This window comes from Pseudomonas sp., from assembly GCF_036404235.1.
Taxonomy (GTDB): domain Bacteria; phylum Pseudomonadota; class Gammaproteobacteria; order Pseudomonadales; family Pseudomonadaceae; genus Aquipseudomonas.
In genome coordinates this window covers 37072-58577 of the sequence record NZ_DASWOT010000202.1, presented here as the reverse complement: position 1 = coordinate 58577, position 21506 = coordinate 37072, and the positions used below count along the sequence as shown (strand labels likewise).

Below are 21506 nucleotides of genomic sequence, written 5' to 3'. Positions count from 1 at the left end.
CCCCCATCTTTCCTACAGAACTTTTTTCAACAACCTACAGCCCAAGTAATACAGGCCTTCGGAAAGATCACGCAAAAGCCGGAAACACTTGGCTGCTAGCCAGATGCCCAAGTGCTGTGCAACATGGCGCGCGTGCAATCCACAAACGGGAATTCCCATATGCAACGTTTTCTAAGCATCGCTTTGGCGCTGGTCATCGGACTCACCATGAGTCTGGATGCCAGCGCTGCGCGCTTTGGTGGTGGCAAGAGCATGGGCTCGGCGCCAAGTCACCAGGCGCGTCAGACTGCCCCTTCCTCTCCTTCTGCCGCACCTAACGCTGCTGGTGCTCCAGCGGCTGCCGCAGGCGGCGCTTCTCGCTGGCTCGGCCCATTGGCCGGTATCGCAGCGGGTGGCCTGCTGGCCTCGATGTTCATGGGCGGCGGCTTCCAGGGCATGCAGTTCTTCGACATCCTGATCATGGCGGTCATTGCCTTCCTGATCTTCCGCTTCATCGCCGCGCGTCGTCGCAAGCAACAGCCACAGGTCGCACCTGCTGGCGCACCGTTCCAGCGTGAAGCCTTTGAGCAGCCACCTGCGCAGAACAACGCGATGTTCGGCGGTTCTGCAGCTTCTGCCCGCCCTGTGATTCAGGCACCTGCCTGGTTCGATGAACAACGCTTCCTTGAAGCCGCTCGCTCGCACTTTCAGTCGCTGCAACAGCACTGGGACGCAAACGAAATGGACAAGATCGCCGAGTTCGTGACCCCACAAATGCTGCAGTTCCTGAAAAAAGAACGTGCTGATCTGGGTGAAGGCTTCCAGTCGACTTACATCGATAACCTGAACGTACAACTCGACGGTGTAGATGACCGCGCCGAGAAGACCATCGCGACCCTGACCTTCTCCGGTATTTCGAAGACGTCGCGCTTCGATCAAGGTGAAGCTTTCAGCGAAAGCTGGAACATGGAGCGCGCACCTGGCGACAACCAGCCTTGGCTGGTAGCCGGTATCCGCCAGAACGGCTGAGCCGCGTCACACTAGCAACACTCGAACCCCGGACATGTCCGGGGTTTTTTATTTTTTGCCAGATGAACGGTTAATTTGAGAACCCCTTTGAGCTACTGTATAACCCGCGCCAACCCGTTAGAGGATCCACATCGTGGAAGAAGTCATCGAGCAACTGCGTGAAGCAAACGAGCCGGTTCCAGTCCCCCTGGAACTGCCGGATGAAGACCAACTGGTCGAAATCGAAGAACAGCTGTTCATCAACATTCCTTTCGTCTTCAAGGAATTTTTGTTGACCGTCAGCGACGTCGTTTACGGCAGCCTCGAGCCTGTCACCGTCACTGACCCCGGCTCGCATACCTACTTGCCGGAAGTGGCCGCAAGCGCCTGGGACATCGGCGTGCCGCGCGAGCTGATCCCGATCTGTCAGGACGGCGAAGACTACTACTGCGTTGAAGAAGACGGCACGGTCGTACTCTGGTCTGGCGAAGAAGAACTGGTCACCGAAGAAAGCTGGGAATCGGTATGGCACTGGGCGCGAGACGTCTGGCTGGAAAGCTGAGGCCACCGCAAGCCATTGCAGCGGCCCGAGGAGTCAATGCTCTGAAGGCTCCTGATGATTGCCGAGCGTTTCCAGCAAGGCAACCTGCATGCGCGTATGCACGCGGATGAACCAACGCCACAGCACGGCGGCCACTATGGACGCGACCACCACGATCAGTATCAGCAACTCACTGGTCGGCAGGATGCTCGCTGACAGCGCCGCCAGCAGCAGGAAAATAACCAACAGCGACAGTAGCGGGATCACTTCGGCGATCACCCGCCGAACGCGCTCGGTGTGGCGTCCGGCCATTTCCGGCTTGACGCCCATTTCCGCCAGCAGCATCGACAACGCCTTGAGCTTGCGATACGCCGCGATTAAAAATGGCAGCGACAACAGCAACGCGGCACCCCAAATCCAGGCTTTTTGCTGACCTGCCTCACTGATCCACTCGGTGAGGTAATCACCAATGCGTTCAGCGAAATAAGCACCGCAAAAGAAGATCGCAACCACTAGCGCCAGATTGACGCCAACCTGCAGCAGAATTTTCCTGATCATCGCGGCCAACAACGCACCTTGCCCTTGCGGTTGGATGCTGCGCAACCATTCGCCGTACATGCCGAAAACCCGTGCCACCCTTGCCGGCATCACGCGGCCCAGCTTGTGGGATAACGGGTCGGCCGAGCGAATCAGGTACGGCGTGAGTAATGTGGTAATCGCCGACACCGCCACTGCCACCGGATAAAGAAAATCGCTGGTCACCTGCAGGGTCATCCCCAGTGCCGCGATAATGAACGAAAACTCGCCGATCTGAGACAGCCCCATCCCCACGCGAAGCGATGTTTTGCCATCGTTGCCCGCGATAAACGCGCCAATCCCGCAGGACAGCATCTTGCCCAGCACCACTGCGACAGTGATCACGGCAATTGGCCAGGCGTAATCAAGGAGAATGGCCGGGTCGATCATCAAACCGATAGCCACGAAGAAGATAGCGCTGAACATGTCGCGAATGGGTTCGATCAGTCGCTCAATTTTTACCAACTGCTTTGACTCGGCCATGATCGCACCGATGAGAAACGCGCCCAGCACCATGCTGTATTCAAGCTTGACCACCAACAGACAAAAGCCAAAACACAGGCCCAGTACGGTGATCAACAACATCTCGTTGCTTTCAAATTTGGCCACGTAAGCCAATAGACGCGGCACCAACAGAATCCCGATCACCAGCGCGACGATCATGAACAGCGACAGTTTGCCGACGGTGGAAAATACCTCTCCAGAGCTAACCGTACCGCTGACTGCGATGCCCGACAGCAGCGCGATGATGCCGATGCCGAGAATGTCCTCGACGATCAGCACACCAAATATCAGCTGCGCAAAGCGCTGGTTTTTCATCTTCAAGTCATTGAGCGCCTTGACGATGATAGTCGTTGAGGAAATCGCCAGGATCGCGCCAAGAAACAGCGAATCCATGGTTTTCCAGCCGAAAAACTGACCGATTTTGTAGCCGATCCAGATCATCAGGGTGATTTCAAGAAAGGCCGCTATGAAGGCCGTTGCACCGACCTTGAACAGTTTGCGCAGGCTGAACTCCAGGCCCAGGCAGAACATCAGGAAAATCACACCCAGCTCGGCCAGCGTTTTGATCGTGCCCTCATCGTGAATCAGCCCCACGGGTGGCGTGTGCGGGCCAATGATGAAGCCGGCGACGATGTAGCCCAACACCACAGGTTGTTTCAGGCGATGAAACAGCACCGTCACTACACCCGCCACCAGCATGATGACTGCCAAGTCCTGGATGAAACTGATGGCATGCATAGCGTGGCTCCTTGGGGTCGATGAAAGCGTCCGTCTCAACCTGCTAGCCGACGCACATTGAGAGAAACCTCTCTAAATCGGCAGGGAGTTGTCTGATTGAATTGTCGGAAATACCTGATCCGTAGGTTTTTGCAGGTTAACACTGCACATTCATTGATAAAGCCAGTGCAATATATGGAAACAGATAGGACGCCGGCGTGACGGCAGATCGTCCATCAGCGTCCCGATATTGCTGGTTTCTATTGCCAGCTCTGAATCAAGCACCCACCTGAGGTGCATCACTCGACCCAACTTGACCGTGAGAGCGCTATGGAACCCGGAAACGCCCAACTATCGATGACTGTATTGATGACCCCGGACATGGCCAACTTCTCTGGCAACGTGCATGGGGGCACCCTTCTCAAGTACCTCGACGAAGTGGCCTACGCCTGCGCGAGCCGTTATGCAGGCCGCTATGTGGTGACCCTGTCCGTGGATCAGGTGATTTTTCGCGAGCCGATTCATGTCGGTGAGCTGGTGACCTTCCTCGCATCGGTGAACTACACCGGCAATACCTCCATGGAAGTCGGCATCAAGGTGGTGACGGAGAACATCCGTGAGCGTTCGGTGCGCCACACCAACAGCTGTTTCTTCACCATGGTGGCCGTGGACGATCAGCGCAAACCTGCTGGTGTTCCGCCATTGACCCCGACAACCAGCGAAGACAAACGCCGCTTCATCCAGGCGCAGCATCGTCGGCAGATTCGTCAGGAGCTGGAAAAGCGTTATCAGGAGATCAAGGAAGAGTCGATTTGATCGCGTCGTGCGCGACCTAAAATAGCCTCGTCACAAATAAACGCCACAAAATGCCGACCTTATTTGTGAGAGGACTATGGCTGACAGTCACCTGTGGCAGTTAAGCTGGATGTCCTCTGCTGGAGCGCTCCTTTCATGCTGACCCTGGGCAATATATTCGTCCTGATGCTGCTACTGACCGGCGCCGCGTGGCTATGGCACTCCCATGGCTTGCGTGAGCGCGCACTGGAGCGTGTGAAACAGCATTGCGCCAAACTCGACATCGAACTACTCGATGGCAACGTGGCGTTGCGCCGCATCACCTTCAAGCGCGACAACGAAGGCCGCAAGCGACTGGCGCGGGTGTACAACTTTGAGTTCACCGTGACCGGCGAACAGCGACACCCTGGCACGATCACGATGTTCGGTGCGCACACCGCACAGATCGAGCTGGCGCCGTATCCATTCGAGATCAAGACGCCACCCAAAACCGCTGAAATCATCGAAATGGATCAATGGCGGCAAGCGCACAACAAGTGGAAGCAGTAGGCCGCTAGGCGTCTTCAAGCACGCAGGCAGTCAGCCCTGCCTGCAACGCCTGAGCGTTCTGCGGTGCTGCGAAAATCAGTTCCAGTCGCGAATCCCGTCGCCACTCGCTGCTCGACCAGACGATATCGCCACCGTCCAGCGCATTGCCTGAGACCCATCCCGCTTCGCTGTGGATAACCAGCTTGGCGCGGCGCCAGTTCAGGCTTTTCAGCCAACCCTCAATTTTTGTCGCAACGAAACGCTGTCCGGGATGCCAGCGCCAGCCAATGCTCCAGCCTTCTGGCTGAGCGTGGCTCAAGCAAATCGGCACGCGCGGATCGCTCCAGACTGCTGGCATCTGCGCTAATGTCTTCGGCGGCACGAAGTTATCCACAGATGCACTGGCGTGCGCTTCAATGCCCGGCAGTTGGTTGAGTGCCAGTACACCTTGCTCGGTCCAGAAAAACGCTCGGTTGGACAACTGCCGTCTCACGGCTTCACGCGCCTGGGTTGGCAAACCAGCGGATTTGTTGAGTACCAGCAAACCGGCATGGGTGATCGCGTCCTGCTGGCTCGGCGGCAACGGTTGACCGGCCGCAAGTGCAGCGGCGTCGAGCACCATGACGCTTGGCTGCAATGACAACACGCCAATCCACGGCGCTTGTTGCAACTGCGCCATTAGTTGCACCGGATGACCCAACCCCGAGGGCTCGATGAAGAGCCTGTCCGGCCGCGCCTTGCGCAGCAAACGGCCCAAACCGATCTGAAAAGGCGCGCCGTTGACACAGCACAGACACCCTCCAGCGACCTCGCCAAGTGCGATACCATCCTCAGCCGTGGTCAGCAGTGCCGCGTCCAGACCGATCTGGCCAAACTCGTTGATCAAAATCGCCCAGCGCTCGCCAGGCGGCTTCTGCGACATCAGGTGTTTGATCAGACTGGTCTTGCCAGCCCCCAATGGGCCAGCAATGACATGAGTCGGAATGTTCTGCAGCATGGCGGGCCATTCTTGGAGGTCGCTCTCGTACATGAGCGCAGACGGAGGTAATCAATGCGAGCAATCTGGCTGCCCACGCGGCTGGCGTTAGTGCTGTTGGCGTTCATGTCGAGTGAGGCCTTGGCCGAGGCCTGCCTGGTACACAGTCAGTCGGATCGGGTCGACGTGCAGGTCTGCCAGGAAAATCTCACCATACCGCCGAACCTGTTCCACGATGGCTTTTGCCAGCCGCAGCTCAAAGGTCAGAAAGTCGACGTCACGTTCTCCGAGCAATGCCCTTCAGGCTCGTTTGGCCAATGCAGCAACGCACAAGTCGCCAATATGCCCTATCGCCAGAATATTCACTATTACGGCGTTGCCAGTGACGCGGCGTTCCTCAAGCCGTTTTGCGAACAGCAGAGCAAGGGCACCTGGAAACCTTAATGATCACCTCCAGCGGCGCTTATGCCGCAACTTCGTGCCAGTCGCCGAACGGGTCGGGCAACAGGCGCCAGCCTTCGCTCCCCAGCGCCATCTCCGCATCGGTCAGCAGGCAGTCATTGAGTTCAGCGGTCAGCCGCTCAAAGTCCATGTTCTGCCCGATGAACACCAGTTCCTGACGGCAATCGCCAGTCTGTGATGTCCAGTTTTTCATGATGGCCTGGGTGTCTTCCTCGTCTTGCGGCCAATGTGCCTTGGGCACGAAGCGCCACCAACGACCGGCAAAACCATGGCGCATCAACCCACCCGCCTGCGACCAACTACCTGCGTCCTGATGCCTGCTGGCCAACCAGAAAAAGCCTTTGGAGCGCAGCAGCTTGCCGTTCTGCCACTCAGCGTTAACGAAGTTAAAGAACCGCTGCGGGTGAAACGGTCGACGCGCTCGGTAGGCCGTGGACGCGATACCGTACGCCTCGGTTTCCGGGGTGTGTTCACCGCGTAACTCCTTGAGCCAGCCCGGCGCCTGAGCGGCACGCTCAAAATCGAAACGCCCGGTGTCGAGGATTTTCGCCAGCGGCACCTCGCCCATGACCATTGGGATGATTTCGGCCTGGGCATTGAGTCGCTGTAGGATCGCCATCAATTCCATGCGCTCACTGGAGCTGATCAAATCGATCTTGCTGATCAGGATCACATCGGCGAATTCGACCTGCTCGATCAGCAGGTCGGTGATAGAGCGCTCGTCTTCCTCGCCCAGCGTTTCGCCACGGCTGGCCAGGCTTTCTGCAGCCTGGTAATCCTGCAAAAAGTTCATGCCATCGACGACCGTGACCATGGTGTCCAGGCGCGCGACATCGGCCAGGCTTTGCCCGTCTTCGTCGCGAAAGGTAAAGGTCTCGGCCACAGGTAACGGCTCGGAGATGCCGGTGGACTCAATCAACAGATAATCGAAGCGCCCGTCCTTGGCCAAACGGCCGACCTCTTCCAGCAGGTCTTCACGCAGCGTGCAGCAAATGCAGCCGTTGCTCATTTCCACGAGCTTTTCTTCGGCGCGATTGAGGCTGACGTCGCGCTGCACTTCGCCGCCGTCGATGTTAATTTCGCTCATGTCATTGACGATGACGGCGACGCGTAAGTTGTCGCGATTGCGCAGTACATAATTGAGCAGCGTACTTTTGCCGGCGCCGAGAAAGCCGGACAGGACGGTGACAGGGAGGCGGTTCATGGAGGTCTCATCAGGTAGCAGGTTCAGGTGTTTTTTACGTTATAGTATAACAACACAAAACTGCTACTTTTTTTCAAGAGTTCCTACATGCGTCATGTTTTTGATTTTGTCAGCGTGTTGCTGTTGCTCATGGCGGCAAGCACGCAGGTGGTCGCAGCGCCACCTTCAATCCGTGCGGAGCAAGCGCTGTGTACACGCAGCGCATTGCTGCTGGCGTGTCTGGATGCCTATGGCAACAGCTACAGCGTGGCGATGTCTGGCACAACAATGTTCATGCGCGGCTACGAAGCACCAGGTAATCGATGGTGGGCACAGACCAACAGCCGTTATGGGCAACTGACGTTCTTCACCGGCGTCGCTTCAGACGGGGAGGTCTGGGTGGGATGGGTACGGCGGGTGGGTTGGACGAGCGTTACTCGCTTGTCCAGCTCGAATGGTGCGCACAGCAAAGTCACTTGCGACAGGTTGATGGGGTGCCGGTGAATTTCACCCTGACGCAAAAACTGTAGGAGCGAACTTGGTCGCGAGGCGGCGCTTCAGACACACCGCGTTGATCGCCTCGCCAACAAGTTGGCTCCTACAGATTGAACTGCGTTCTGCGTTCTGCGGCCTCGACCACGATAGCCCGCTGCTGCGCGCCATTGGCGGATGTCTTCAACGTGGCGGTTGCCCAATTGAACTGCGTTCTGCGGTCTCGACCACCATGGCCCGCCGATGTAGGAGCTGCCGAAGGCTGCGATCAGTATCACAAACAACATCGCGCTCTGGTCTGCAACAGCCCAAGCTCCAGTTAGCCGAGCGGCAACGACGAAGATCAGGCGTCGTCCGTCAAACCTGTGCTTGCCCGCGCTTTTCATCCTGCCGCCACGCCACATAAGACCCTACCGGCGGGTTACGCTCAAAGTACTGCTTCATGCCCTCGAACAACCCATCTGCCACCGCCTGCTGATGGCGAGCAGTGACCAGGCGCTGGCTGTCCCTGGCATTGGAAATGAAGCCGGTTTCGACAAGAATCGACGGCACGTCCGGCGACTTGAGCACCGCAAATCCGGCTTGTTCAACGCGCTTCTGGTGCAAATCGGTGATGCCCTGCAGGCTGCCGAGTATCGTATTGCCCAGTTGCAGGCTGGCATTGATTGTCGCGCTCATCGACATGTCGAGAATCACACCAGCGAGCATCGGGTCTTTATCCTTTAGGTTGAGCAGGCTGGTGGCGCCCAGCAGATCGACCCCATTCTCACGCTGCGCCATGTAGCGAGCGGTCGCCGATGTCGCGCCACCTTCTGACAGCGCAAACACCGATGCACCGGATGCTGTCAGGCGTGGCGCGGCATCGGCGTGGACCGAGATGAACATATCAGCGTTGTACTTATGGGCGATGTCCACGCGTTTACGCAGTGGTACGAAGAAGTCATCGTTGCGCACCAATCGCACGTCAAAGCCCTTTTCACGCTTCAAGCGCTTGGCCAACAATTGCGCAATCGACAGCACCACATCTTTCTCACGCTCGCCTTTGGAGCCGATTGCGCCGGGGTCCTTGCCGCCATGCCCTGCATCGACCACCACCATGATGTCGCGCTTGGAATGGTTTTTATCCGGCACCGGAGCAGGCTTCACCAGCGGCGCAGCGGCCAGTTGTTGTACCGGCGCATGGGCAACAGTGTCTAAATCCAGCACCAATCGATTGCCCTGTGAACCTTGCGGGCCGAGCACAAAGCTATTGAGTTCAACTGCCGACGCCAGTTCCAACACGATACGCGTGTCACCCTGACCGAAGTGGCCGGAGCGGATCGCTTTGATCGGGGTATTTTCAAGTACCAACTGATTGAAGTTACCTTCAAGCCGCGCACCGCTGAAGTCGATGATGATTCGTTCAGGCGCACTCAACGTGAAGGTCTTGTATTGGACCGGCCCGCTCAGATCAAACACCAGCCGCAACTTGTTATCTGAACGCCATAGCCGGGCATTTCGGATCTGGGTAGCACTGACGTTGAACGGCAGCGCTAAAGCGGCACTGACCAGCAGCATATTGAGCAGCATTTGACGTCGATGCATGGCATGTCCCGAAAAATCGAGCATCCCGTCTCAGGTGGACAGATGTGTTAATGGTTACTGTATAACATGCCAGTCGACAGCCAAAGATGAAGCTTTTGAGGGTTTTTGTGAAGTTTTCGATACCGTTGAAGTGTGGCCTAGCAGGGAAAAACCTAGGTGAAACAACAAGATGTTCCACGTGGAACATGAAACGACAGGAATCCATGTACCCCCACCACACAGCAAAACGCCCCAATCGTTGGGGCGTTTTGTTTTGTGAGGGCGTTGCTTCAGGTCCTGGGTTTAACCGTGCCGCACTGCTGGCCGAGCCACACTGCGCGGGTGTCCATGCTGCCATTCTGCTGTTGTCTCGTCGCATTGAACGAGCCAATCACATGGGTGTTGAACTCACGATCACTGAGGAACTGTGCAATACCAGTGCCTTGGGCGCGAGCGCAACTGAACTTGAACTTCCAATTAGGGCCATTGCGCTCGGTGATCTGTTGCGTACAACCTGATTTGGGGTCCTGCAGCGGAATCTGTTCATTTTTCACTTGTTCTGGAGTCAGACAAACGCGAACACCCTTCCCACCCAGCGTAACCCCTTGTTTCTCCAGCATTTGCTCCATTGCAGCGCGCTGCTGCGGCGCCATCAGTTGCAACTGGTTGAGCATGACTTGCATGTCCGGCATCTGCTGACCATCCACCTGCATGTTGCTCGACGTCAGTTCCCATAATCCAGGCTGCAGCACCTGTGCCTGTGCAAAAGGCGCTGCCAAACAAACCATCAACGCCATGAAGCGCTTTTTCATTTTATGTATTTCCTTGTGTGCCCAAGCAGTTTGAACCTGGCCTGTACCAGCCGCCAGACAATGACGCTTAGACGACGAACCGGGTTACCAGTTGCACCGCGAATAAAATAGCGACAATCCCTGCTCACTGTGGTCTGTTAGTGACTAAAAAGCTCGGAGCAAGGTTGCGCATGGATTATCACAGCCCGTATTTCTTCGGCTATGTCATCGGCTTCACTCATCTGCTCGGCATCATAGCCGCAATCCACGCTTTATTGACGGTGCGCACCGCTCAGGGTTCTATTGCCTGGGCCATGCCGTTGATTTTCATCCCGTATGTCACGCTGATTCCTTACCTGGTTTTTGGTCGCAGCTCGTTCGATGCGTACATCAAGGCGCGCCGTCAGGCCAACCGGGAAATGCGCGACGCGATTGTCGATTTGAACTGGCGCCCATGGGTCGAAGAGGCTGTCGCGGCGCGGCGGTCCGAAGCTTACGATTCGCTACGGGCCATGCCCAAGTTGGGACGCATGCCGTGCCTGGCCAATAATGAAGTCAAGCTACTGGTCAACGGCGATGCGACGTTTAGCGCGATCTTCGACGCGATCCGTAAGGCGAAGCAGGCTGTGTTGGTGCAATTTTTTATCATCCACGACGATGGCCTGGGCCGACGTTTACAGGATTTACTGCTGGAGAAGGCCGCCGAGGGCGTGGCGATTCACGTGCTGTATGACCGCATCGGCAGCCATGCCTTGCCGGCCAGTTACACCGAAAAACTCCGCGCAGGCGGTGTGCAGATCAAAGCCTTCGCCACACGCAGCGGCTGGCTCAATCGTTTCCAGATCAACTTTCGCAACCATCGCAAGATCGTGGTTGTGGATGGCGAAACAGGGTTTGTCGGCGGGTTAAACGTTGGTGATGAATACCTCGGGCTTAAACCGCCGCTCGCCCCCTGGCGCGACACCCATGTGGCGATCGTCGGGCCAGTAGTAACGTGCCTGCAGGAGTCATTCGCCGAAGACTGGTTTTGGGCAACACGCGAACTGCCGCCGCTGATCCTGCCTGAGTCCTATCCGGAAGATGGCGTGCTGTGTCAGTTTCTCGCCAGCGGGCCGGCTGACCCTCAGGAAACCTGCTCATTGTTCTTCGTCGAAGCGATTCACGCGGCGACCCAGCGGGTGTGGATCACCACGCCCTATTTCATCCCCGATGAAGCCGTGTCCGCAGCGCTGCTTCTGGCGGTCTTGCGCGGCGTAGACGTGCGCATTCTGCTGCCCTCCCGGCCGGATCATTACGTGGTGTATGCCGCGTCCAGCCTGTTCGCTTTTGAGGCCGTCAGGGCGGGAGTGAGAATTTTTCGGTATGAGCCGGGCTTCTTGCATCAGAAGGTGGTGCTGGTCGACAGCGAAATCACTGCTATCGGCAGCGCCAACATGGACAACAGATCCTTCCGCCTGAACTTTGAACTGATGCTACTGACAGTGGACGAGGATTTCGCCCGTCAGGTGGAGAACATGCTCAACGCGGACTTTGCCCTGGCGCACGAATTGTCGATTGAGGAAAGTCGCGAGACCCACCGTTTGCAGCATTTGGGGATGCGGATTGCGCGACTGATATCACCGATTTTGTGAGCCGCAAAGTGTTCGCGAGGTGCGAGGCGTGCCCGCGAATGAGGTCAGTGCATTCAGCCTGCTCTCAACGAGGTCCACTGCCTTCGCGGGCAAGCCCAGCCTCTACATGGCGGGTCAGCGCCAGAACGAACTGTAGGAGTGCGGCTTGTCCCGCGACCTGGCGCGCAGCGACAGTAAACCCGGTGTACGCGGTCTGCCTGTCACACACTGTGCGCAAGTTTACGACGGGTTCCCCGCCGGTCGCGGGGCAAGCCCAGCTCCTTCATGGGGGTTCAGGGCCAGAAGACCTCAGCGATAAATATCTTCTCGCGTCAGCGGCAAGTTATGACTGCCATCGGCCAGCGGTTTCACCGCCAAGATCTGATGCAGATTGATCCAACCTTGCGAGAAGGCATAAGCACAGCCCGCCAGATACAAACGCCAGATACGTAGCGCCTGTTCAGGCACCATCGCAGCCGCTACGTCGAGTTTCGCCTCAAGTCGCGCGCTCCAGTGATCCAGCGTCTTGGCGTAATGCAAACGCAGGCTCTCCACGTCGACCACTTCAAGGCCTGCCTCGCTGAGGTATGCGGTGATCATCGACAGGTGTGGCAACTCACCGTTTGGAAACACATAGCGGTCGATGAAATCCCCGGCGCCGCGTCCCACCGGACGCCCATCGGTGTGCTTGGCGGTGATGCCATGGTTCATCACCAGGCCGCCCTCCTTCACCGCACCGAACAAGCATTTGGCGTACAGCTCGAGGTTGGCATGACCAACGTGTTCGAACATGCCGACGCTGACGATCTTGTCAAAGCGACCGTCCTGCGGCAAATCACGATAATCGAGCAATTGCAGTTCGACCTGATCTTCCAGCCCTTCGGCCTTTACTCGTTCCTGCGCCAACGCCAACTGCTCGCGGCTCAGGGTGATGCCGAACACCTTTACGCCGTATTCGCGCGCGGCAAATCGCGACAACCCGCCCCAACCGCAGCCAACGTCCAGCAAGTACTCACCGGGCTGCAACCGCAGCTTGCGGCACAGGTGATGGAGTTTGTCTTGCTGCGCCTGCTCCAGCGTCTCGTTGCCCGTCTTGAAATAGGCGCAGGAATAAACCATCTCCTTGTCGAGCCAGAGCTGATAAAACGCGTTTGAAAGATCGTAGTGATAGGAAATGGACGCAGCGTCGGTTGCCTTGTCGTGCTCGGTGCGCACAGGAAGACTGTCGTCCTCCTCCACCAGCGCTTTGCTCAGCTCATCGCACACTCTCACCACTTCGCTGATTGAGCCCTCAAGCTCAAGCCGCCCCTCAACGAATGCACTGCCCAGCAAATCAAGGCTGGGCCGGGTGAATCCTGAAACCAACAGAGGATCTTTGACGACAATGGTGACGCTTGGCTCAGGCCCAAGGTCCAGCTCATTGCCATCCCAGAGTTTCAGCCGAAGCGGCAGGTGAAGATTCTGTAAAGCCGGTGGTAGTTGCGCGAACATTGAGAAGCCCCCCCTGGTCCAGAACTCAGAAAAGGGTAGTCCAAAACCGGTTCCGGCGTAGGGAACCTTCAGGCGATCGGCTGGTTAGAAAAACTGCATGAATCTGCTTTCCGGGTACGCCTGTATCCCGGAATTCGAGCCAATTTGATGCCTGCGATGGAGCACCCTCTTCATGACTGACCAATAATTTGTAACAGAGTTCTTCAAAGCTCAAGCAAATTCTTATACTTAGGGACGGCCTCTAGCCCGGCGCTTTCAGACAAAGCACCGGATTATCAGGCGTGGGGAGGATTATTAAATTTTGCGATCGGTTCGTGAAAGCGCAGCAAGCGACCAGCATTGCCCAGCACCAGCAACGTACTGAGGTTGTGCAATACCGCCGCAATCATTGCCCCGGCTGCGCCTAAAACGCCAAACGCTGCGAGCGCCACAATCGCAAGGGTCCAGCCCAGGCCGATGATCACGTTGACTTGCAACGTGTGCCGACACTGGCGACTCAAACGCACACACGTACCGAGCCGGCGCAGGTCGCTGCCGATCAACACGATGTCCGCCGATGCCAAGGCGATATCCGCCCCGCCTGCACCCATCGCAACGCCCACTACGCCAGCCTTTAGCGCCAGCGAATCGTTGATGCCGTCGCCCACGACCATGGGCCGAAACCCGCTTTTGATTTCGCCCATCACCCGATTGAGTTTGTCTTCGGGTAAGGCCTGGGCTTCGATGTCGCTGATACCTACCTCATGAGCAACGCTGTCTGCCACGCTTTGTCGGTCGCCGGTCAGCAGCAACTGACGGCCCATCCCCAGCGCGCGCAACTCGGCCAGCGCCTGACGCGCTTCAGGCTTGAGGCTGTCGGCCAACAACAACCAAGCGAGGAACACACCATCCACGGCCAGACCGGCAATGGGACCGTCATGGTTGGGTACCGGCGTCGTGGTGATGCCTAATTGCTCGAACAACTCAGGCCGCCCCAACGCCGCCTCGCCCTGCGACGTCTGGGCGACGACTCCGAGCCCCTGACGCTCGCGAATGTCTTCCAGTGGCAGCCATTGATCTTTATCCACAAGCAATGCCAAGGCACGGCTGACCGGATGGCTGCTCGCTGCCCCAAGGCTGGCGGCTAATGTCAGCACACCCTGCGACTCAGCATTCACTGCCTGGACCGATTGCAGGCGCAAGCTACCAAACGTGAGCGTCCCGGTTTTGTCCACAACCAGCGACGTCAGGTCGGCCAGCTCTTCCAGGAACGCCGAACTGCGGATCAGAATGCCGTGCCGCGCCGCCACTGCAATACCGGCAATGGCGGTGGCAGGCGCAGACAACACCAACGCACACGGGCAAGCGGCAACCAACACGGCGAGCATCGCTTGTGCATTGTTGGTGATGAACCAGGTCACCGCTGCGATCAACAATACCAGCACCATGTAGCTGCCAGCGTAGCGTTCCAGTAGACGGGTAATCGGCGGCTTCGAGCGCTCGGCGCTTTGCATCAGGGCGATGACTTTGCCCAGTGTCGATTCATTGCCGATGCGCGTGACCTCAATCCTCAGCAGGCCATCGAGGTTGATCGCACCACCGAACACCTCCATCCCGGCCCTCGCCTCCAGCGGCACCGACTCGCCGGTGATCGGCGCGGTGTCGAGACTGGCCTGCCCGGAAATCACCCTGCCATCAGCCGGCACTCGGTCACCGGCGCGGACCTCAACCACATCGCCCGCCACCAGCGTGCCGTTATCGACCTCGCGGATGCTGCCGTCGGCAGTCACCAACCGGGCATGGCTGCGCGTGAGCTTGCCCAGCGCCTGAATCGCCTCCTGCGAACCGATGACGCTGCGCTCTTCCAGTACGTGGCCGAAAATCATGATGATCGGCAACAAGGCTGCGGTCATCAGATCGCCGGTGGCCCAGGCGCCCAGCATCGCCAGGGCAATCAGTTGATCGGTGATCCCGTGCAGGCTTGGGTAACGCAGGCTGTGCCAACCGGCGCTGACCACCGGAATCGCCACCAGCAATGATGCTGCGCCCAGCAGCAACTGGCTGACACCAACCTGCTCGGGCGCAAAGAAACGCCAGACCAACCCCAACGCCAAGAGGCCGAGCGCGAGCATGGCCAGGGTCAGTTGCCGCGCAGCACTGCGCTGTTCGGCGCCACTCAGCATGTTGCCCGGCGCTGCGGTTTGCGCGTGGATGTGAACGGCTTCGCCACTCATTTATCTGCTCCCTGAATGATCAGGCGGGAATCGTCTTTGGGATTAACCGTCGTCACCGAACCGGCCTGATTCAATATTTTTGGCACGCGCTCGCGGTAGATTCGCTGCAGCAAACCAGGGTCGCTCTTGTCTTGAATCGACTGCGCCAGACCGCTCACCGTCGCGGTGTCGGTTTGTGCCTTCGCCAATCGCTCAGAGGCTTGTGCGTGCGCGACCTGTAGTGTGCGGTCGGCCTGTTGATTGGCGGTTTGATTGAGTTTTTCGGCGTCGGTGCGCGCGTTGGCGACCGCTTGATCGGCTTGCTGGCTGGCGGTCAGCACCGCGTTGAAAGCGTTAACGGCTGCGGTCGGCAGGCTCGATTGCACGTCGACCCGTGCGACTTCGATGCCAATACCGACGCCGGTGGCGGTCAGCTCGCTCAGGCGCTGATTGATGCCTTGAACCAAATCGCCGCGCAAGCGTTCGCGCCGCTCAGCCGACTGGCTGTCGGCGCCGACCAACTCCGGTCGCGCTACCAGAATAGTGTCCAGATCCCGCGCCGCAGTCAGTGCCACGGCGCTGCGAGTAACAAGACGATCCAGCGCTGGCAGCACATGTTCACCTTGCAGCACGAACGCCCTGGGGTCGGTGACCTTGTAGTACACGGTCACATCCAGCTGTACGACACCCGCGTCGCCCGTCAGCAGGAAACCCGAGCCCGCCAGCGCATCGCTCATCGGCGTGGCAAAGCTGGCTACCTTGTCCGCCGCCAATGCAGTCGATGAGCGCAGCAGGGTTTCGACGTGACGCTCGATCACCCGATCCGCCGAGGGCAGCAGCACCACCTGTTCAAACGGCTGCGGCCAGGCCATCAGCAAACCGGCGTTTTGCACACGATCCAGAGCCCCCATGCGGAACACCACGGCGCGGTTCTGCGGATCGATCTGACGTACGTTGGACGCCGCCCAGCCCAGGGCCGCCAGCACCGTGACTGCGTACAAACCGAGAAAGGCCAGGCGACTGGCCTGCAACCACGGACTATTGACCACCGGGCGCTCAGCCACTGTTAAATCGCTTATCGCTGGCGAATCATGCTCGCTCATGGTTGGGTTCCGACCTTGCCGTCCAGCGTCGGCGGGCCATCGACCAGCACACGAAATGGCGCGGCGTCCGTTCGCAGGATCAGCTTGGTGGTGGGGCCCACGACCGTACCGAGCGTGTCCAGCGAGCGCAGCAGGTTGTACAGCTGCGGCGATCCGGCATAAGCACGGCCGTAAATCTGCGCCGCTTCGACCCGCGATTGCGCTTCGATGTCGGCAGCTTTCACCGTGGCGTCGGCTTCGACGATACGTGCATCACGTTCGGCGGCAGAGCGAATCTGCGCCGCTTCGCGCTTGCCAATCGCCGTGCGCTCGGTGGCGATGGTTTCGCGCTCGGCACGCATCCGATCCACCGTCGCGTTGAGTGTCACCGATGGCAATGTCAGACGCTCGACCCCCACTTGCAGCACCCGCACGCCATAGGTCGCGAGCAATTGCTGATCGATCTGCTGGCGCAGTTGGTTTTCAAAGTCAGCGATGCGTACCTGGCTGGCATCGGTGTTGACCAGGCTCGACAGATCGAAGCTGGCGGCCGTGGTTTCCAGCGCCGAGCCGACAAAGGTGCGAATCTGCCGCGCCGCTTCATCGGGCTGGTTCTGCACCGCGCGCATGAAGCGCTTCACGTTGTCTGGGTCGCCCTGCACCTGCCAGGCCACATACGCCTGAACGATGATGCGCAAGCCATCGCGGGTGCCGACATCCTGCAAGCCGCTGGAGGTGGTACGCAGGCGCAAGTCGACCGGGATCGTCGCCTCGAATGGCGCCGGCCAGCGCCAGCTCAAGCCCGGATCGAGCAGCACCCGCGACGGATTGCCGAAACGCGTGACCACCGTGGCTTCGCCGGAACGCACCTGAACCAGACTCGCAGCGGCCACCGCGAAAGCGATCAATAGGGCTGCGAGGGCCGAACGGCGCCATGGGAAACCGACGGGGCCGGACGCTTCGCCGTGCTGATGGCCGTGATGGTGCCCTGCGTGACCGTGGTCGTGACCCGAGTGGTCGTGGTGATCGTGTGAATGAAACAAACTCAAGAGACGACTCCTTATTCAGCCGCTTGCTACTCAGCTATTTTGCTCGGCGCCGCAGGGTCGGCCGGTAACGTGAACGTACGTAGATCGATGGTCGGCGCGCTGGTGCCGCCCAACCGATGATCGAGAACCAGCAATTTGGCATGCTGCAAACCCTGGGTGAGCTGCGTCAGGTATTGCTCCAGCACAAACGCCTGACCGGCCTTGGCATACGCCTGGCGCTCGGCGCTGAAACGCAAGTCTGCGGCCTGCGCGGTAGCCATGACCTCACGCGAGTCCGCGACGGCTTGATCGTGAGCCACGCTGGCGTGCAATTGCGCCAGGTTGGCCTGATCAGCCGCGGCGCCACGCTCGCGGGAGATCAACGCTTGAGCGCTGATCTGCGCCGCTTGCACGGCGTGATAAGCATTGGCCGCACCGGCTGGCGGGTGAATCGACTCCACCACGGTGGCGAGAATTTCCACGCCGCTGTCGAGCTTTTTAAGGTCGCGCTGCACGGCATTGCCGATGTCGGCGGCAAGATCGGTGCGCTGCTCGCCGAGCAATTCATCCAGCGTGCGCGAAGCAAAATCGTGGACCAATATGCGGCTGGCCGTGCTGCGAATCAGGCTCACGACGTTGGCGCTGTTGTAGGTCGCGGCCATCGCGGCTTCGTCGGTCAAACCGATGCGGTAAACGAAGCGTACGTCCATGTTGACGATCTGAAAGCTCTGCTTGTCGCCGGTGCTGCTGGCGATCACCTGAGACTTGTCGTTGACATGGCTGGCGTCCCACAAGCGGTTGGCGATGGCGGGCGGTGGTCCTTCAGCCGGGTCCAACACTTGTTCGGTAGCGCTGGCCTCGGAAACGCTGGTCGCCAATTCATGGACTACGCCGTTCTCCACTGCCAATACTCGGCCAAACGGCCACGGCAAACCCGCATGCAAGCCTGGACCGAGCACCTCGACCGGCTTGCCGAAACGTTCGTAGATACCGCGCCCCTGCATCGGGACTTCATGCACGCCGCTCAGCGCCCAACCCAGTGCCACGATCACTGCCAGCACCGGCAAGAATGCACGGCGCATGTAGGTAAACGCCCAGATCTGGCGCAGGTCGATGCCGAAGCGGTTGTGCAATTCATGCTGCAGCGCCACCAACGGCTGTGGCGGCCAGCGCAGCAAACCGGCGACGAAACTGCTCGCCATCAGACGCGGCTCGACACGCTCGTTGCGGGGGCTGAACACCGACAGCACCGCGCGAATCAACAACTCCAGGGCGACCAGGCCCGGCAACAGGCCGATCAAGACCGCAACACGCGCCGGCCAGATGCGCTCGGATGACGAGAAAAACAGGCACAACGCGCCGATCAACAAGACGCCAATGACCACGCGGGTCAATTGCGCCAGTTGATCGGCCTCGGGCCAGTTAGTCGCGGGCTCATTACTTAATTGGCGCTCCAGCACCAGCAAACCGAATGCCATGAGCAACAACAGACCGCCAACGAGGTTGCCTGCCTGGGTCAGGTCAGTGCCAGGCAGCGAGGTGTTCCAAATCATCTCGATGCTGATCAGCGATGCCAGTGCCCAGCCCGCGAGCCAGAATGTCGGCAAGCCAATCAGTGCAACCATCGACGCCCCACGCCCACCGATGCGTGCCAGCAGACGGTCGTACCAGCCGGTTTCGACTTGATCGTCTATCGGCGCGTCAGCGACCGGCCCCTCGACTGATTCAACGACAGCGATTGCCTGGGCTCGCCACGACGCGACCACCTGCGCTGACTGCAATCCCGCTGCGAGCAGCAGAAAGCTCGCGGCTGAGTTGGTCAGCACCGCCGTCCACAACGAATTGGGAGAGAACAGATCGACGAACAGCGACACCACCAGCCCAAACACGCCCAGGCCACCAATCAGGTACGTCAGCCGTGCCAGACGTCGCGCTTGAAACGACGCGCGCTGAAAACGTGGTAGCCCCTCCAGAGCGCAATCCTCAACATCCAAATCAACCCGCATCGACACCCCAGAACCTGCTGAATGCTGTATCCATCGTCCGTCCTCTACGTTTACGGCCTTGTATGAGCCACACGCCGAAACATAGTTGCATGAGAGACGTTACGGTATAACAAAAATGGTGAAATTTTCGTGTGGTGAGCAATATCGACTGAACTGAATTTTTGAGTCAGACAGGCAGTAGACAGGTTTGATTGAAGCGCCCTTTAAATGCTCGTCGCTTGACCGCAACTGCTTTCGCGTAGAAATTATGATCGTAATTTTAATCGCTGACTGATCTCTCAGAACATTTCCCCAGAGCGGTCTACGCTTCCCTCCATTGTCGATTTTTCCTATAGGAGCAGCTCAATGAGTAGCTATGACGTTGTAATCATCGGTGGCGGTCCAGGCGGCTATAACGCGGCCATTCACGCGGGGCAGCAGGGTTTGAAAGTCGCTTGTGTCGAGGGCCGTGAAACACTTGGAGGTACGTGTCTGAACGTTGGCTGCATTCCTTCAAAGGCTTTGCTGCATGCCTCTGAGCTCTACGAAGCTGCGACTGGCGATGAGTTCAAGAAGCTCGGCATCGAGGTCACGCCAACGCTGAACCTGGCGCAAATGATGGCGCAGAAAGGCGAGAGCGTGACAGCGCTCACCAAGGGCATCGAATTTCTGTTTCGCAAATACAAAGCCGACTGGATCAAGGGCTGGGGCCGCATTGCCGGTCCCGGCAAGGTGATCGTCAAGGACGCGCAAGGCGTAGAAACCGAGCTGACCGCCAAAGACATCATCATCGCCACAGGCTCCGAACCCACCCCGTTGCCGGGTGTGACCATCGACAACAAACGTATTCTGGATTCGACCGGCGCGCTGTCGTTGAGCGAAGTGCCCAAGCATCTGGTGGTGATTGGTGCCGGCGTGATCGGCCTGGAGTTGGGTTCGGTCTGGAGGCGTCTCGGCGCCAAAGTGACAGTGGTGGAATTTCTCGATCATGTCGCCCATGGCAGCGATCTGGAAGCAGGCAAAACGCTGCATCGCTCGCTGTCGCGCCAGGGTATCGACTTCAAACTCAGCGCCAAGGTCACCTCAGCGATTGCCAGCGAGACAGGCGTCAAGCTGACTGTCGAGCCCGCCACAGGCGGTGAAGCCCAAACCATCGAAGCCGATTACGTGCTGGTGTCTATCGGCCGCCGCCCTGTGACTAAAGGGCTGGGCCTGGAAACCGTCGGCCTGGACGTGAACGCGCGCGGGATACTGGAGAACAAAGGGCATCGCACCTCGGTGGACGGTATTTGGGTGATTGGTGACGTGACCTCGGGTCCGATGCTGGCGCACAAGGCCGAAGACGAAGCGATGGTCTGCGTGGAGCACATCGTTGGCAAGAAGGGCGAGCTCAATTACAACCTGATTCCGAACGTGATCTATACCCGACCGGAGTTGGCCAGCGTTGGCAAGACCGAGGAACAACTGAAGGCAGAAGGTCGCGCCTATAAGGTCGGTAAATTCCCGTTCAGCGCCAACAGCCGGGCGAAGGTCAACCACGAAAGCGAAGGCTTCGCCAAAGTGCTGGCCGATGAGACGACTGACGAGATCCTGGGCGTCCACCTTGTTGGGCCAAGCGTCAGCGAGATGATTGCCGAGTATTGCGTGGGGATGGAGTTCGCCGCCTCGGCGCAAGACATCGCATTGACCTGCCACCCACACCCGACGCGCTCCGAGGCCTTGCGTCAGGCGGCGATGGCGGTGGGCGGGCATACGACGCAAGCGTAAAGACGCGCCGCAAACTCGCGATGGCTACAGTGCGTTCTGGCCCTGAACCCCCATGAACTGCGCCCCATCCGTCTCGGCGGGCCATTGGCGGATATCTTCAACACAGCAGTTGACCCGTTGTAGGAGTGAACTTGTTCGCGAGACAGTGTCTCAGGCACACCACGTTGGACGCCTCGCCAACAAGTTGGCTCCTACAGATTGAACTGCGCCCCGTCCGTCTCGGCGGGCCATTGGCG

General features: G+C 58.7%; 18 protein-coding genes. 8 read left to right on the top strand and 10 right to left on the bottom strand.

Features of this window, described 5'->3' with window-relative positions; all coding sequences use genetic code 11:
* Positions 1 to 159: 159 nt before the first annotated feature.
* Together VGC62_RS25375 and VGC62_RS25370 are read left to right on the top strand one after the other, a co-directional pair.
* Positions 160 to 1008, top strand: a complete 849-nt coding sequence (locus tag VGC62_RS25375) for a Tim44 domain-containing protein (RefSeq protein ID WP_331189827.1) — start codon at positions 160 to 162, stop codon at positions 1006 to 1008.
* A gap of 133 nt (positions 1009 to 1141) precedes the next feature.
* Positions 1142 to 1549, top strand: a complete 408-nt coding sequence (locus VGC62_RS25370; protein ID WP_331189826.1) for an SMI1/KNR4 family protein — start codon at positions 1142 to 1144, stop codon at positions 1547 to 1549.
* A 33-nt stretch (positions 1550 to 1582) separates the two neighbouring features.
* Here the strand turns inward: VGC62_RS25370 and VGC62_RS25365 are convergent, their stop codons facing one another.
* Positions 1583 to 3346, bottom strand: a complete 1764-nt coding sequence (locus VGC62_RS25365; protein ID WP_331189825.1) for a cation:proton antiporter — start codon at positions 3344 to 3346, stop codon at positions 1583 to 1585.
* 309 nt (positions 3347 to 3655) lie between these two features.
* Here VGC62_RS25365 and VGC62_RS25360 point away from each other — a divergent pair, with 309 nt between their 5' ends.
* Complete coding sequence (locus tag VGC62_RS25360; protein WP_331189824.1) at positions 3656 to 4141, top strand: acyl-CoA thioesterase; 486 nt, start codon at positions 3656 to 3658, stop codon at positions 4139 to 4141.
* Between the two features lie 135 nt (positions 4142 to 4276).
* Complete coding sequence (locus VGC62_RS25355) at positions 4277 to 4669, top strand: DUF3301 domain-containing protein (RefSeq protein ID WP_331189823.1); 393 nt, start codon at positions 4277 to 4279, stop codon at positions 4667 to 4669.
* Between the two features lie 4 nt (positions 4670 to 4673).
* Here VGC62_RS25355 and VGC62_RS25350 read toward each other — a convergent pair whose 3' ends face one another.
* Entirely contained in the window at positions 4674 to 5645 is a 972-nt protein-coding gene (locus tag VGC62_RS25350; RefSeq protein ID WP_331189822.1) for a CobW-like GTP-binding protein, read from the bottom strand.
* Between the two features lie 54 nt (positions 5646 to 5699).
* Between VGC62_RS25350 and VGC62_RS25345 the strand changes: the two genes are divergently transcribed.
* Positions 5700 to 6068, top strand: a complete 369-nt coding sequence (locus VGC62_RS25345) for an NADH:ubiquinone oxidoreductase (RefSeq protein WP_331189821.1) — start codon at positions 5700 to 5702, stop codon at positions 6066 to 6068.
* A 19-nt stretch (positions 6069 to 6087) separates the two neighbouring features.
* Here VGC62_RS25345 and zigA read toward each other — a convergent pair whose 3' ends face one another.
* A complete protein-coding gene (gene zigA, locus VGC62_RS25340) occupies positions 6088 to 7290 on the bottom strand; it encodes a zinc metallochaperone GTPase ZigA (protein WP_331189820.1) in 1203 nt (400 codons plus the stop codon).
* Between the two features lie 87 nt (positions 7291 to 7377).
* Between zigA and VGC62_RS25335 the strand changes: the two genes are divergently transcribed.
* Positions 7378 to 7773: a glutamine synthetase gene (locus tag VGC62_RS25335; protein ID WP_331189819.1), complete on the top strand. Its 396-nt coding sequence runs from the start codon at positions 7378 to 7380 to the stop codon at positions 7771 to 7773.
* Positions 7774 to 8118: 345 nt separating this feature from the next.
* Here the strand turns inward: VGC62_RS25335 and VGC62_RS25330 are convergent, their stop codons facing one another.
* Together VGC62_RS25330 and VGC62_RS25325 are read right to left on the bottom strand one after the other, a co-directional pair.
* Complete coding sequence (locus VGC62_RS25330) at positions 8119 to 9345, bottom strand: N-acetylmuramoyl-L-alanine amidase (RefSeq protein WP_331189818.1); 1227 nt, start codon at positions 9343 to 9345, stop codon at positions 8119 to 8121.
* 269 nt (positions 9346 to 9614) lie between these two features.
* Positions 9615 to 10136: a DUF3617 domain-containing protein gene (locus tag VGC62_RS25325; protein ID WP_331189817.1), complete on the bottom strand. Its 522-nt coding sequence runs from the start codon at positions 10134 to 10136 to the stop codon at positions 9615 to 9617.
* Positions 10137 to 10306: 170 nt separating this feature from the next.
* On the opposite strand from VGC62_RS25325, the gene cls reads away from it, so the two are divergent.
* Positions 10307 to 11746, top strand: coding sequence for a cardiolipin synthase (cls, locus tag VGC62_RS25320; protein ID WP_331189816.1), 1440 nt, complete (start codon positions 10307 to 10309; stop codon positions 11744 to 11746).
* Positions 11747 to 12034: 288 nt separating this feature from the next.
* On the opposite strand, the gene cfaB is transcribed toward cls, so the two are convergent.
* From cfaB to VGC62_RS25295, 5 genes are all read right to left on the bottom strand, one after another.
* Entirely contained in the window at positions 12035 to 13216 is a 1182-nt protein-coding gene (cfaB, locus tag VGC62_RS25315) for a C17 cyclopropane fatty acid synthase CfaB (RefSeq protein WP_331189815.1), read from the bottom strand.
* A gap of 275 nt (positions 13217 to 13491) precedes the next feature.
* Positions 13492 to 15429, bottom strand: coding sequence for a cation-translocating P-type ATPase (locus VGC62_RS25310; protein ID WP_331189814.1), 1938 nt, complete (start codon positions 15427 to 15429; stop codon positions 13492 to 13494).
* Positions 15426 to 16511, bottom strand: coding sequence for a protease modulator HflK (locus VGC62_RS25305; protein WP_331189813.1), 1086 nt, complete (start codon positions 16509 to 16511; stop codon positions 15426 to 15428). The genes VGC62_RS25310 and VGC62_RS25305 overlap by 4 nt, the downstream gene beginning before the upstream one ends.
* Entirely contained in the window at positions 16508 to 17539 is a 1032-nt protein-coding gene (locus VGC62_RS25300) for a protease modulator HflC (RefSeq protein ID WP_331189812.1), read from the bottom strand. The genes VGC62_RS25305 and VGC62_RS25300 overlap by 4 nt, the downstream gene beginning before the upstream one ends.
* Positions 17540 to 17565: 26 nt before the next feature.
* Positions 17566 to 19524: a protease modulator HflK gene (locus VGC62_RS25295; protein ID WP_331189811.1), complete on the bottom strand. Its 1959-nt coding sequence runs from the start codon at positions 19522 to 19524 to the stop codon at positions 17566 to 17568.
* Positions 19525 to 19869: 345 nt separating this feature from the next.
* Between VGC62_RS25295 and lpdA the strand changes: the two genes are divergently transcribed.
* Positions 19870 to 21270 carry a dihydrolipoyl dehydrogenase gene (gene lpdA / locus VGC62_RS25290; RefSeq protein ID WP_331189810.1) on the top strand — a complete coding sequence of 467 codons (1401 nt, stop codon included), beginning with the start codon at positions 19870 to 19872 and terminating at the stop codon, positions 21268 to 21270.
* Positions 21271 to 21506: the final 236 nt, after the last annotated feature.